At 42.6% G+C, this 12,285-nt stretch carries 13 protein-coding genes; 6 read left to right on the top strand and 7 right to left on the bottom strand.

The annotated features are described in order from the left end of the window. Position 1 precedes the first annotated feature (1 nt). The 3 genes from NAF01_RS11765 (at position 2) to NAF01_RS11775 (ending at position 5,937) form a co-directional block, all read left to right on the top strand. Positions 2 to 1,852 (top strand): bifunctional homocysteine S-methyltransferase/methylenetetrahydrofolate reductase, encoded by a 1,851-nt coding sequence (locus NAF01_RS11765; protein ID WP_250802336.1) that lies wholly within the window; start codon positions 2 to 4, stop codon positions 1,850 to 1,852. Next, positions 1,845 to 5,291 (top strand): methionine synthase, encoded by a 3,447-nt coding sequence (metH, locus tag NAF01_RS11770; protein WP_250802337.1) that lies wholly within the window; start codon positions 1,845 to 1,847, stop codon positions 5,289 to 5,291. Before NAF01_RS11765 ends, metH begins: the two co-directional genes overlap by 8 nt. Before the next feature lie 88 nt (positions 5,292 to 5,379). After that, positions 5,380 to 5,937 carry an HAD hydrolase-like protein gene (locus NAF01_RS11775; protein ID WP_197245826.1) on the top strand — a complete coding sequence of 186 codons (558 nt, stop codon included), beginning with the start codon at positions 5,380 to 5,382 and terminating at the stop codon, positions 5,935 to 5,937. 306 nt (positions 5,938 to 6,243) lie between these two features. Here the strand turns inward: NAF01_RS11775 and NAF01_RS11780 are convergent, their stop codons facing one another. From NAF01_RS11780 to NAF01_RS11790, 3 genes are read right to left on the bottom strand one after another with little or no spacing between them, the layout of a single operon-like run. Further along, positions 6,244 to 6,579, bottom strand: a complete 336-nt coding sequence (locus NAF01_RS11780) for a DUF3889 domain-containing protein (RefSeq protein ID WP_250802338.1) — start codon at positions 6,577 to 6,579, stop codon at positions 6,244 to 6,246. A gap of 25 nt (positions 6,580 to 6,604) precedes the next feature. Then, the gene (locus NAF01_RS11785; RefSeq protein ID WP_197245822.1) at positions 6,605 to 6,748 is read right to left on the bottom strand and encodes a hypothetical protein; all 144 of its coding nucleotides are present in this window, start codon (positions 6,746 to 6,748) and stop codon (positions 6,605 to 6,607) included. A gap of 2 nt (positions 6,749 to 6,750) precedes the next feature. Continuing rightward, positions 6,751 to 7,260, bottom strand: coding sequence for a hypothetical protein (locus tag NAF01_RS11790; protein ID WP_250802339.1), 510 nt, complete (start codon positions 7,258 to 7,260; stop codon positions 6,751 to 6,753). 156 nt (positions 7,261 to 7,416) lie between these two features. On the opposite strand from NAF01_RS11790, the gene NAF01_RS11795 reads away from it, so the two are divergent. After that, on the top strand, positions 7,417 to 7,725 hold the full coding sequence (locus tag NAF01_RS11795) for a hypothetical protein (RefSeq protein WP_048008296.1): 309 nt from the start codon (positions 7,417 to 7,419) through the stop codon (positions 7,723 to 7,725). Positions 7,726 to 7,757: 32 nt separating this feature from the next. On the opposite strand, the gene NAF01_RS11800 is transcribed toward NAF01_RS11795, so the two are convergent. Then, positions 7,758 to 8,330, bottom strand: coding sequence for a hypothetical protein (locus NAF01_RS11800; protein WP_048008295.1), 573 nt, complete (start codon positions 8,328 to 8,330; stop codon positions 7,758 to 7,760). A gap of 494 nt (positions 8,331 to 8,824) precedes the next feature. Here NAF01_RS11800 and NAF01_RS11805 point away from each other — a divergent pair, with 494 nt between their 5' ends. Then, positions 8,825 to 9,025, top strand: a complete 201-nt coding sequence (locus tag NAF01_RS11805; RefSeq protein WP_197207875.1) for a hypothetical protein — start codon at positions 8,825 to 8,827, stop codon at positions 9,023 to 9,025. A 43-nt stretch (positions 9,026 to 9,068) separates the two neighbouring features. Here NAF01_RS11805 and NAF01_RS11810 read toward each other — a convergent pair whose 3' ends face one another. Beyond that, complete coding sequence (locus NAF01_RS11810; RefSeq protein ID WP_250802340.1) at positions 9,069 to 9,896, bottom strand: aldo/keto reductase; 828 nt, start codon at positions 9,894 to 9,896, stop codon at positions 9,069 to 9,071. A 355-nt stretch (positions 9,897 to 10,251) separates the two neighbouring features. On the opposite strand from NAF01_RS11810, the gene NAF01_RS11815 reads away from it, so the two are divergent. Further along, positions 10,252 to 10,635, top strand: coding sequence for a globin domain-containing protein (locus NAF01_RS11815; protein ID WP_048011957.1), 384 nt, complete (start codon positions 10,252 to 10,254; stop codon positions 10,633 to 10,635). Between the two features lie 35 nt (positions 10,636 to 10,670). Here the strand turns inward: NAF01_RS11815 and NAF01_RS11820 are convergent, their stop codons facing one another. Together NAF01_RS11820 and NAF01_RS11825 are read right to left on the bottom strand one after the other, a co-directional pair. Further along, positions 10,671 to 11,078, bottom strand: a complete 408-nt coding sequence (locus NAF01_RS11820; RefSeq protein WP_048011956.1) for a hypothetical protein — start codon at positions 11,076 to 11,078, stop codon at positions 10,671 to 10,673. Between the two features lie 105 nt (positions 11,079 to 11,183). Continuing rightward, on the bottom strand, positions 11,184 to 12,188 hold the full coding sequence (locus NAF01_RS11825) for a DUF3231 family protein (RefSeq protein WP_048011955.1): 1,005 nt from the start codon (positions 12,186 to 12,188) through the stop codon (positions 11,184 to 11,186). Positions 12,189 to 12,285 lie beyond the last annotated feature (97 nt).

The raw sequence follows: 12,285 nt of genomic DNA on the forward strand, positions 1-12,285 counted from the left end.
TTTGAGTTTCCTGGATAAATTAAAGAATGAAATCATCATAGCAGATGGCGCGATGGGAACTCTTCTTTACTCCTATGGCACCGACAGCTGTTTTGAGGAATTAAATCTATCGCAATCTGAGCAGATCCAGCACATCCATGAAGCGTACATAGGCGCAGGGGCTGAATTGATCCAAACCAATACGTATGCGGCGAATTATCTGAAACTGCAGCGGTATGGGCTTGAAGACTCTGTGAAAGAGATTAATAGTGCGGCAGCCCGGATTGCCAAAAAAGCTGCCGCGGGACGCGCATATGTTGCAGGTACAATCGGCGGGATCAGAGGATTCAAGCCGAACATGATTACATTGGAGGAAATTAAAAGAAGCTTCCGTGAGCAGCTTTATTGTCTGCTGCTTGAGGATGTAGATGGTATTTTGCTTGAAACCTATTATGATCTAGAAGAACTTGAGACGGTTCTGGCTATAGCCAGAAAAGAAACCGATCTGCCGATTATCGCACAGGTTTCACTTCAGGAAGCTGGAGTTCTTCAGAACCAGACTCCTATAGCAGAGGCATTAACAAAGCTTGACGGCATGGGCGCAGATGTGGTGGGAATCAATTGCAGGCTTGGCCCCCATCATATGCTGAAAACGCTCGAAAGTGTACCTTTGCCAAAACATGCCCATTTATCTGCATATCCAAATGCCAGTATTCCAGCTTATACGGACGGCAAATTCCATTATGAAGGTGATGCGGAATATTTCCGGCAGTCCGCAATAGAATTCCGGAATCAGGGTGTCCGCCTTCTTGGAGGGTGCTGCGGAACAACACCTGACCATATCAAGGCGTTTGCTGAAGTATTAAAAGGACTTCCGCCAATCGAGGAAAAAGAAATAAAGGCAGTTAATAAAATTATAGTTTCAGAGAAACCGGAATCATCCAGAGAGCTCCCTCCTCTTCAGGATATTGTCAGAGAAAGGCCATCGGTAATTGTTGAGCTGGATCCGCCAAGGAAGCTTGATACTGCCCGCTTTTTCGAAGGTGCAAAGGCATTGAAGGGTGCTGGAATCGATTCTATTACTCTTGCAGATAACTCTCTTGCTTCACCAAGGGTATGCAACTCTGCACTTGGCTATCTTGTCAAACAGCAGACTGGATTGCGTCCCCTTGTGCATGTAACCTGCAGGGATCGAAATATAATTGGTCTTCAATCCCATTTAATGGGTCTTCATGCCCTCGGTTTAAATGATATTCTTGCCGTAACAGGAGACCCTGCCCGTGTCGGTGATTTTCCTGGCGCCTCTTCTGTGTATGATGTTTCTTCATTTGAATTGATCAGTATGATCAAGCAGTTAAATGAAGGATTATCGTTTTCAGGGAAAGACCTGGGCCAGAAAGCTGCCTTTTCAGTGGCAGGCGCTTTTAATCCCAATGTCCGCTCATTGGAAAAAGCGGTTGGGCGGCTCGAAAAGAAACTGGAGCACGGTGCGGATTATTTCATCTCGCAGCCTGTTTTCTCTGAAGAAAAACTGCTTGAGGTTCATGAGGCTGTGAAGGATTTAAAAGCACCTGTCTATATAGGCTTGATGCCTCTTACCGGCAGCCGGAATGCAGAGTTTCTCCATAATGAAGTTCCGGGAATCAAAATTTCCGACAGTATTAGAAGCAGGATGGCTTCATTAAAGGATGATCCAGCACGAGCTGGCGCTGAAGGCATTGCCATTGCCAAGTCGCTGATTGATGCAGCGGCAGAGCTGTTTAATGGCATTTACCTTATCACTCCATTTATGCGCTATGAAATGACTGTCGAGCTATCAAACTATGCCCGTGAGACAACCGAACGGCTTTCAAGGAGGAAACAGCATGTATAAACCATCACTGCAGGAACAGCTAAAAAAGAAGATTCTGATCATGGACGGAGCAATGGGCACCATGCTTCAGAGAGCCAATCTATCAGCGGATGATTTTGGCGGCGAAGAATATGAAGGCTGCAACGAAAATCTAAATATTACAGCTCCATCTGTTATTGAACATATTCACCTTGAATATTTAAAAGCCGGTGCAGACATTATTGAAACCAATACCTTTGGTGCAACCAGCATTGTTCTCGCAGATTACGATCTGGAAGAAAAAGCTTATGAATTGAATAAAATTGCTGTTGAAATTGCCAGAGAAGCTGCAGACCGTATATCAACTCCTGAATGGCCGAGATATGTGGCAGGCGCTATGGGACCAACGACGAAGACACTGAGTGTTACCGGCGGGTCTACATTTGAAGACATGATAGCTGCTTATGAAGAGCAGGCCAGAGGGTTAATAGACGGGGGAGCGGATCTTCTTCTCCTCGAAACCAGTCAGGATATGCTGAATGTGAAGGCTGGTTTTATCGGCATTGAAAAGGCATCAAAAAAGACGGGAATAAAACTGCCGCTCATTGTTTCCGGAACAATTGAACCGATGGGCACGACCCTTGCAGGCCAATCGATTGAAGCCTTTTATATTTCGCTTGAACATATGAAGCCTCTGGCAGTTGGACTCAACTGTGCGACAGGTCCCGAATTCATGCAGGACCATATCCGTTCTTTGTCAGGATTGGCATCCACAGCAGTCAGCTGCTATCCCAATGCAGGATTGCCTGATGAAGAAGGACAGTATCATGAAACTCCCGAATCATTGGCGAGCAAGCTTGAGGGTTTTGCCAAAGAAGGCTGGCTGAATATTGTAGGCGGCTGCTGCGGAACCACACCTGAGCATATCCAGGCAATTGCTGAGTCTGTTAAAGATTATAAACCAAGGAATTATGAGGGGAACTCCCTGCATAAAGTTTCCGGAATTGAACCTCTGATTTATGATGATCCAACTTTAAGACCCATAATGGTCGGTGAACGAACAAATGTAATTGGTTCCCGCAAGTTTAAAAGACTGATTGCAGAAGGAAAGTTCGAGGAGGCTGCTGAGATAGGCCGTGCCCAGGTAAAAGGCGGTGCCCATGTTATTGATATTTGCCTGGCAGATCCAGATCGTGAAGAAATGCAGGATGTTGAGAATTTCATCAAGGAATTAGTGAAAAAAATAAAAGTTCCGCTCGTGATCGATTCAACAGATGAAAAAGTGATTGAAAAAGCTCTCACCTATTCACAGGGTAAAGCCATCATAAATTCGATTAATCTGGAAGATGGCGAAGAACGCTTTGAGGCGATTGCCCCTCTCGTTCACCGCTATGGTGCTGCAGTGGTTGTCGGAACGATTGACGAAGAAGGAATGGGTGTTACGGCTGAACGTAAACTTGAGATTGCAAAGCGTTCTCATGATTTACTTGTAAATAAATATCATATCCCGCCTCAGGATCTTATTTTTGACCCCCTCGTCTTCCCTGTTGGGACAGGGGATGAGCAATACATCGGGTCTGCAAAGGCAACGGTAGATGGAATCAGACTTATTAAAGAGGCTCTGCCGGAGGTTCAAACCATTTTGGGAATCAGTAACGTTTCCTTCGGCCTCCCTCCTGTTGGCAGGGAAATTTTAAATTCTGTATTTCTTTATCACTGCACCCAGGCAGGCCTGGATTATGCGATAGTGAACACAGAAAAACTCGAAAGATTTGCTTCCATATCTAAGGAAGAGGTTTTAATGGCTGAAAAGCTGCTATTTGAAACTACTGATGAATCACTTGCCATTTTCACTGATTTTTACCGGGATAAGAAAAAAGAAAGCAAAAGTGTTCTTCCGGATATGACACTTGAAGAACGCCTCGCCTATTATATACTTGAAGGAACAAAAGAAGGGCTGCTGCCGGATCTCGAACTTGCTCTCCAGGCATACCTTGCTCCGCTTGATATCATTAACGGGCCTTTAATGAACGGAATGAAGGAAGTCGGGAGATTGTTCAATGATAATCAGCTGATTGTCGCAGAGGTTCTGCAGAGCGCCGAGGTTATGAAAGCATCTGTAGCTTATCTTGAACCGCATATGGAAAAAGGTGAAGCCCAATCTTCATCCAAGGGGAAAATCATCCTGGCAACCGTTAAAGGTGATGTTCATGATATAGGGAAAAATCTTGTGGATATTATTTTAAGCAATAATGGATATGAAGTGATAGATTTGGGAATCAAAGTCTCCCCTGCTGAACTGATTGAAAACATCAGGCGTGAGAATCCGGATATGGTTGGCCTTTCAGGTCTGCTTGTTAAATCTGCACAGCAGATGGTCATAACCGCACACGACATGAAACAGGCTGGAATTGATATTCCGATTTTAGTTGGCGGCGCAGCCCTTTCAAGGAAATTCACGGATACTAAAATTTCCAAGGAATATGACGGTCTCGTGCTGTATGCCAAGGATGCTATGAACGGTCTCTCTTTAGCCAATCAGCTTCAGGAGCCTGAAGAGGCTGAGAGGCTGCGAATCCAGCAGGAAGAAAAACAGGCAGCAGCGCTTAATGCGGTACCATATGACCGCGGATCAGTGGCGGTTGCAGTAAAGCCAAAACCGACCGTCAGCACAAAGGTGCCAGTTTTTGTTCCAAAAGATTTAAAAAGGCATTTGCTGAAAACCTATTCCCTATCACATATTGAACCCTATATTAACAAGCAGATGCTTATTGGCCATCACCTTGGCTTAAAAGGAAACCTGCAAAAGCTGCTTGCGGAAAAAGATGAAAAAGCCATTAAAATTAACGCTATGGTTGATGAACTGATTTCTGAAGCAAAAGAGAAAAACTGGATTGAGCCAAAAGCAGTTTATCAATTCTTCCCTGCCCAGTCAGACGGCGATAAGGTGTTTATCTATGCTGAAGACGAAAAAACGGTCATCGAGACATTTGAGTTTCCTCGACAGGAAACAGAGCCATTCTTATGTCTGGCAGATTTCCTTAAATCAAAAGAAAGCGGTCAAATGGATTATGTATCCTTTTTTACTGTGACAGCCGGGAAAGGAATACGCGCTATTGCAGATCGTTTAAAAGCCGAAGGCAGATTCCTGGAAAGCCATGCCCTGCAGTCGCTGGCCTTGGAGACGGCTGAAGGCCTTGCTGAGCTGATCCACCGCCAGATCCGCGATCGCTGGGGATTCCCTGATCCGGTTGAAATGACGATGAAGGACCGTTTTGCGGCGAAATACCAGGGGCAGCGCTTTTCATATGGCTATCCTGCGTGCCCTGATCTGGAGGACCAGAAAAAGCTGTTTAAGCTTATACAGCCTGAGGATATCGGTGTTCACCTTACTGAAGAATGCATGATGGAACCTGAGGCTTCTGTATCTGCAATGGTGTTTGCCCATCCTGAAGCCAGATACTTTAATGTATTGAGATAATAGATACCCGGCAGGTAAAATGGCCGGGTATTTGCCTTTGCCTCCTCACAGCCTATACAATGAATACATAGCAAGGAGGGAGATTTTTATGAATGTTCTCTGGGATTTAGATGGCACGATTCTGGATACTTGGCCCACTTTGGTTCGGTCTTTTATTCGCATATCCGGCAAAGAGCTGGATCCTCAAGAAGTGCTCACGCCCCTGAAAAACGGGACAGCTTATCAGAAATTTGATGTTCCTCCAGAAAAAATTGCTGATTTCCGTCAAATGGAAGCAACTTTTATGCATGATGAAAAGCCATTGTTTCCATATGTAAGGGAAATATTAGAGCGAAATAATGTTAACGTGCTTGTCACCCACCGTAACCGGCAATCAACGGAGGAACTGCTGGAGTATTGGAAACTTACTTCCTATTTTGAAGAAGTTATCTGCCCGGAATTTGATGGTTTCTCTTTAAAGCCGCATCCGGAGTCCTATGAATATCTGCACCGTCGATATCATATTGATTTGGCCATTGGCGACCAGGATACAGATTTAATGCCTGCCAGACAGATCGGCATTAGCACCTGTGCGTTTCGCAGCACTAATCCCTATGCAGACTTCTCGATTGATTGTTATTCAAAATTTGAGATTGCGATAAAGTGAAACTTCAATCAGTGGGGGTGTTCCTTATCCCCCACTGATTGTTAGTCGCGTTCTAGTTTCGCTAAGATCTCCGCTAACGCTTCGATCAATCGACACTACGAACCCGATTGGTTCAACTAAGCCTCTGCCTGCGCATCGGCAAGTTTCACTGTATCTCACCAATCGGGCCTTTACGGGAAGTTTGACCCCCACTTATCCTCCTTTGGCTCCTCTGAGTCTTGAAGTGGGGGTCTTACTGCCCGTTAGACTGCGATAAAAGGAAACAGGACTTCACCTTGGTGAAGTCCTGCTTTGCTTCTGAGTGAGCTAATTAGCTGATTTCCGCGTAGTAATCCTGACAACTCTGTCCGTTTGTGAATCAAATTCAATATCAATGTATAGACCGAACTCTTTGCCGCCATCCTCTACCCATAGCTTAAACCTTTCGATGTCTGTGGTTTGTCTCTTTTCTCTGCCGATATGCAGGTAGTCAAGGATTTTAGCTCTTGGGTATTTCTCTTTTGCTGTCTGCATAGCAAGTCTGCCCCATTTTGCATAGGCTGGTTCAGGTCTCTCTGCATAGGCTTCTCCAGTGATTGCCCGAATGGGAATGAATTCTGATAAGAACATCAATACCATAAGGCTGATCATTAATTTCTTCATCTTAAACCTCTTTCCGGTAAGTATCCTAATCGCAATTGACGCTATTCATCGTTTCTTCCTTCATCCGTTCTTCCTCTTCTTCTACACAGATATAAGCAATTTGTTCTTCCATTAAATGATGAAGTATATCCTTGTCATCTGTACAGGAAACGTCTTTTCTTTTTGGCATTTTCATCTCTCCTCTCCCTTGTTCATAATGGTTTTTTTAGATCCATTCGCTAACCTGGATATTGTTTTTTTATCCACAAAGATGAGGTGGAAAACATACATGAAGATTGACTTCAGCAAAAACAGCATAAACAGCTTCATCTGTGAAAAGCGCCGAAGTTTCCAAATACCGATCTTTTTGAACCAAGTATAAAAAGGATAGGCGAAAAAGGCATCGACCACCCCATTTAGAAGTAAATACAGTAACGGCTTACTATAGGTTAATTTTAATATCCATATAGACCCTGCAAAAAAAGGTCCTAATACTAATGGCAGTTCACCACTAAGCTTGGGATGAAATCTTTCCTTAATCGTCCACCATTTGTTTTTTTCAGCTATAATCCCTTCTATTAAAACATAAAACCCCATAAATAGAGCAGCAGGATAAAATCGCTTAAAATCCTTTTTGCCTATAAATGGAACAGTCAGCCAGGAAAGGAGAATTATCAGCACCAAATATAGCTTCTTTTTCATCTTACCCCACCTTTATTTTAAGGTTTTGTATTTAGAGGAATTTTATTCATCCTTTTTACGGGAGCCAATGAATTTTTTTCGATATTGCGTGAAATTCGTGTTTTGAAAGTTCCAATATGTGTAATAGATTAACAAGCATAGAAGGAGCTGATCAGCATGCTGACAATGTACAAGTGCAAGAATTTCAATAAAACGGGTAAAATTCTTCTTCCCAGCAAGTGGCGCAGCCAATTTGGCCTTTTGCCGGGAAAACTGGCTGATCTTCGCTTCGATCATGATCAGATAATTATTGAAAGAGCCAATTTGGAATCAACCCACAATAAAAGACTTATTTCGGAAAATGGCTCCATCCATATCCCCAAAGAACTTCAGCAGCTGCTGGATATAACAGAGGAAGAAGAATATTGCCTGTATATTGATGAGGAAGATAAGAATTTTGTTCTAAAGATGATTTCAGAAAACTAAAAAGCTGCAGCCAGTTTTTCAGCAGCAGCTTTTTAACAAATATATTTTCCTGTCAGATTCGTTAGTGCCATGCAAAACTTTTCCCAGCCATTAGGGAAAGACTGTATCCCCTGACTCTCAAAACTATTTTCCTTCGTGACCAGCTTTATGGACCATGTCACACTATCCATTAACATCCCCGGATTTTTGTATTCTTTCTGCCACTTCCAAAGTTTCAGCCGGTATAATTCTTTTTTAAATTCTTCAATGCTTCCTGACTTTGTCGGCAGCTCATTTCTTGATGAAAAATTACTTAAATGCCATTCAAAATAAACAAAACGCCCATTGATGAAATCCACTTCAATTTTGTACCATGGCCCCGGATAACCGCCGAGGCTGACGCTCAAAAGGATGGGATCTTTATCAGGATCAATCGTGACAATATTGTTTTTTATATGGAAAAGCTCTCTTTTCCTGCTGATGACTGACTTCACATGTGCTAATTCAACAGGTTTTGCGCCGGTTCTCTGAAAATTGCTTGGCCTATTCATTTCATCCAGCAGAGAAGGAATGGATATAGCCCCCTTTTTCTCCAGGATATCTAAAATATTCTCGAAAATACTCATTTATCTTCCTCCACTTCAAAAACCAGGGTAGGTTTATCGCAGTCTAACGGGCAGTATGACCCCACATCAAGATTCTGATGAATCAATGGAGGATAAGTGGGTGTCAAACTGCCCATAAAGGCCGAAAAGCGAACAAAGACTAAGAACGCCACGTCCTCCCAAAAGCTGCCGCTTTCGGTCGTGCCATGTATCGCTGCCGAAGCTTTCCTTGTCCTGTGGCAACGTCTTTGTGACCCACTTCCTCCCAAAAGCTGTCGCATTTGGTCGTGCGATGCTCATGCTCCGAAGCCTTCCTTGTCCTGTGGGCCTCAACTAACAATCAGCAGGGAGAAAAGCACTCCCCACTGATTGAAGTTTCACTTTATGTAACACAAAGATAGTTTTCTTCACTAATATCCTTTTTTCCGCAGGTGCAAACATTCTTTCGTACTTAAGAGGCTATAATGAATAAATTGTACCTGCTCATTGCACGCTATGGAATGGGAGGTGCAGCCATGGATCCAATAAAACCAGGAAGCAAAAAGATGCCGGACTTCGAAGAATTGGATGATAGGATGATTGCCGGGCATACTTCGGGGCCGACACTTGTGATAAAGACCAATCTTGATCCGAAAAATTCGACTGAAGATAATCCTTACTACAAGAATAAAACGGAAACGGATACAGAAGAATTTCGGGATTATTTTGAGGAGTAAAAGGAAACCGGCAGGCTATTTGCCTGCCGGTTTGCTGTATTATTTAGAAATCAAAATTGTCAGGGTCGGGACCTACTCGTCTATTTTCATTTAAGCTGCTGATTTTGTCCATATCATCTGAAGAAAGTTCAAAGTCAAATACATCAGCATTTTCAATAATGCGATGTTCTTTTACTGACTTTGGAATAGTAACAATTCCGTTCTGAAGATCCCATCTTAAGATAACTTGTGCAACCGATTTGCCGTACTTTTGGGCAATTTCCTTCAATACTGCGTTTTCAAGAAGCTCTCCTTGTGCGAGTGGTGACCATGCTTCTATCTGAATTTCCTGATTTCTGCAGAAGTCTCTAAGCTCAGACTGGCTGAGTAAAGGATGAAGCTCCACCTGATTGACCATCGGCTTTATCTCGGCATCCTTCATTAGATCTTCCAAGTGATGAATCTGGAAGTTGCTCACACCAATTGCTTTTACTTTCTTCTCTTTATAAAGAGTTTCGAGTGCTTTCCATGTTTCTTTATACTTCCCTTTCACTGGCCAGTGAATCAGGTAAAGGTCAATATAATCAAGACCAAGCTTTTCAAGACTGGTTTCAAATGCCTTGATTGCAGAATCATAGCCCTGGTCAGAATTCCAGACTTTCGTTGTAATAAATAGCTCTTCCCGAGGTACGCCTGCTTCCTTGATTGCCTGGCCTACACCTTCTTCATTCTGATAGACTGCTGCTGTATCAATGCTTTTATATCCTGCTTTCAGGGCTGATTTAACTGAATGGACAACTTCGTCCCCGTCCTTAACTTTGAAAACACCAAGACCAAGCCAAGGCATTTTGACACCGTTATGTAATGATACAGCTGATTGTAAATTTTCCATTCTTTCACCTCATTTTAACTATTGGATTACTGGATAATTTTCTCACATTCTTTTCAGTTATCAAAATTTTATGCTTGAACATGAAAGTTTTGGCGGATGGTTGTCTAAGAATAATTTTATACTGTGATTTATATCACATTTCAGCTAGAATATCTTCTATATAATGACAATAAAGTGAAACTTCAATCAGTGAGAGTGTTCCTTATCCCCCACTGATTGTTAGTTGAACCAATCGGGCCTTTACGGGCAGTTTGATCCCCGCTTAACCTCCTTTGATTCCTCTGAGTCTTGAAGTGGGGGTCTTACTGCCCGTTAGACTGCGATAAAATAATGAATTACAAGCAGGTGAAGAATCATGCACGATTTTAGAACACTTTTTGAAGAAATAGGCGGAACTGAACCAATTGAAAAACTTGTCGAGGCGTTCTATCCGCGTGTGTATGCAGATCCAGTTTTAAGTCCCCTTTTTGAAGGAGACATAGAGGATATTAAGCGAAAACAAAGAATGTTTCTTACACAATTTCTTGGAGGACCGCCTCTCTACAGCCAGGAGTTTGGCCCGCCGGCAATGAAACAAAGACATCTTCCATTTGAAATTACACCATTAAGAGCGCAAAGATGGCTTGCCTGTATGAAGGAGGCCTTTCAGGAGACAGGGCTTGAACAAAATCCTGCATCTGTCCTTTTCTATGATCGATTAATGCAGGTTGCAGCGATTATGGTAAACAGCCCAGAATGAAACTGGACCTTCCTTTGGAGAAGGTCCAGTGTTCATTAAAGTGATTCAAAATATTCTTTTGCATGCTCTGCAGACTGGAACATTTTTACTTCTGTAACTTCTTTCTCGTCATATGCCACTCCTAAAAATCCATCAGCAAGCTGAAGAATATCAGCTGATGAGGTTTTTTCATCTTCAACGACCACTGTTTCTTCCATTTCCAGCTGACCCTTTTCAGCCCATGACTGCACTTCGGCAGAGTACGTATCAATATTCATACCCTCATCAATCCGGTCATCCAGCTCGGCAATAGAGAGCGGCTTCTTTTCCCCTTCTGTGTTTGTGGCTTCATTGTATTCCTGGCTACTGTTTTCATTCTTTGCGGCTTCCTCTTTTTTCTCTTCACCCGCGCTGCAGGCTGACAGCATTACGCATGCGGTAAAAGAAAGAATCCATTTATGCATTCGGTCTCATCTCCTTCTTATTTTGTAAGCTAGTATTCTATTACCCCAATTATTAAGTGGCACTCATAAAAAATGAAGCATCCCCTATAAAAGAATGCTTCACCGCTATTTTTTTCTGAGTTCATCTCTATCAAGTGATTGAGGCGGCGTTTCCAGCCAGCCGTTGTCAATCATCATTTTTGCTCCGTCGTCTGCAAAACTGCCGACTTTGATCATCATTTTAGCATACTGGATAGCCAAATCTTTTCTAATGCTTGCACCGATCGCGATTCCAAAGTCCATTACGCCGACCGCAGTTATACTTGCGATCAGAAACATCATTAATTTATCCGAAAAGGGTGTGATCGTTGAATCTGTGATGGACCCATCCCATGTGCTTGGATAGGCTACATCGTCATTTTTTAAGACATTGAGAAAATATTCAACATGCTCCAGGCTCATGTCATAGCCTTTTTTGAAATAATTGCTTATCATTTTTTCTTTAGCTACCTGGCTGAATGCTAAAAGCATAGTTTTGGCAATATTGGATAACTCGATATTCGTTCCTAGATGGGCAATTTCGATTGCCAGAAGCTGCCGTTTTTTGCCTGCAATCCCGCCAAGGAAACGTTGGTCTGATACATACTTTACCTTTTTAGGATATTCAATATAGGGTGATCGAATGAAAATCCCCTTTTCCTGCATGGCCTCAGCTGCCATATCAAAAAGTTTTTCGGTTTGTTCATAGTATTTTTTAAACATGCTGCGAACGTCTTTTCTTGCAGAAACTGATTTAGCAAGTGAATAGGCATTCAATCCAGTTCTTCCCAGATGATGCATGAATCTTAGATAGGTCACGTCTGAAAATAATTTGGGAGCGTCAATGTGCAGATCTTGCTCATTAAATCCATCAGGTATGGGAAATTCTTCTGTATTAAAGAGTGAGGCAATTTCGTCTATGTGATCCTCCGCGATAGTAAGTGCGTAGTTCAATACCGGCAGGACATCCGGATCTTCATTTGTTTTTATATAGTGCTTTATGCAGCAGACTGCTGCTGTATCTGCTATATAGGTGTTCCAGAGCATGGCCATTTCGGACGATATTAATTTAGGAATACTGCTGCCGTTCATATTCTCACCAGCCATTTATAATTATATTTATATACTATAAACTTTATAATAGCCGATTTATAGCAAGTTCATTCAAAAATATGGAAATTCACTTCCA

The sequence above is a fragment of the Cytobacillus firmus genome, from assembly GCF_023657595.1.
GTDB lineage: Bacteria > Bacillota > Bacilli > Bacillales > Cytobacillaceae > Cytobacillus > Cytobacillus firmus_B.

What these genes read in the sequence shown, in the direction of transcription:
- metH (WP_250802337.1), top strand. Translation starts at nt 1,845, where the DNA reads ATGTATAAACCATCACTGCAGGAACAGCTAAAAAAGAAGATTCTGATC.
- NAF01_RS11775 (WP_197245826.1), top strand. Translation starts at nt 5,380, where the DNA reads ATGAATGTTCTCTGGGATTTAGATGGCACGATTCTGGATACTTGGCCC.
- NAF01_RS11780 (WP_250802338.1), bottom strand. Translation starts at nt 6,579, where the DNA reads ATGAAGAAATTAATGATCAGCCTTATGGTATTGATGTTCTTATCAGAA.
- NAF01_RS11785 (WP_197245822.1), bottom strand. Translation starts at nt 6,748, where the DNA reads ATGCCAAAAAGAAAAGACGTTTCCTGTACAGATGACAAGGATATACTT.
- NAF01_RS11790 (WP_250802339.1), bottom strand. Translation starts at nt 7,260, where the DNA reads ATGAAAAAGAAGCTATATTTGGTGCTGATAATTCTCCTTTCCTGGCTG.
- NAF01_RS11795 (WP_048008296.1), top strand. Translation starts at nt 7,417, where the DNA reads ATGCTGACAATGTACAAGTGCAAGAATTTCAATAAAACGGGTAAAATT.
- NAF01_RS11800 (WP_048008295.1), bottom strand. Translation starts at nt 8,330, where the DNA reads ATGAGTATTTTCGAGAATATTTTAGATATCCTGGAGAAAAAGGGGGCT.
- NAF01_RS11805 (WP_197207875.1), top strand. Translation starts at nt 8,825, where the DNA reads ATGGATCCAATAAAACCAGGAAGCAAAAAGATGCCGGACTTCGAAGAA.
- NAF01_RS11810 (WP_250802340.1), bottom strand. Translation starts at nt 9,896, where the DNA reads ATGGAAAATTTACAATCAGCTGTATCATTACATAACGGTGTCAAAATG.
- NAF01_RS11815 (WP_048011957.1), top strand. Translation starts at nt 10,252, where the DNA reads ATGCACGATTTTAGAACACTTTTTGAAGAAATAGGCGGAACTGAACCA.
- NAF01_RS11820 (WP_048011956.1), bottom strand. Translation starts at nt 11,078, where the DNA reads ATGCATAAATGGATTCTTTCTTTTACCGCATGCGTAATGCTGTCAGCC.
- NAF01_RS11825 (WP_048011955.1), bottom strand. Translation starts at nt 12,188, where the DNA reads ATGAACGGCAGCAGTATTCCTAAATTAATATCGTCCGAAATGGCCATG.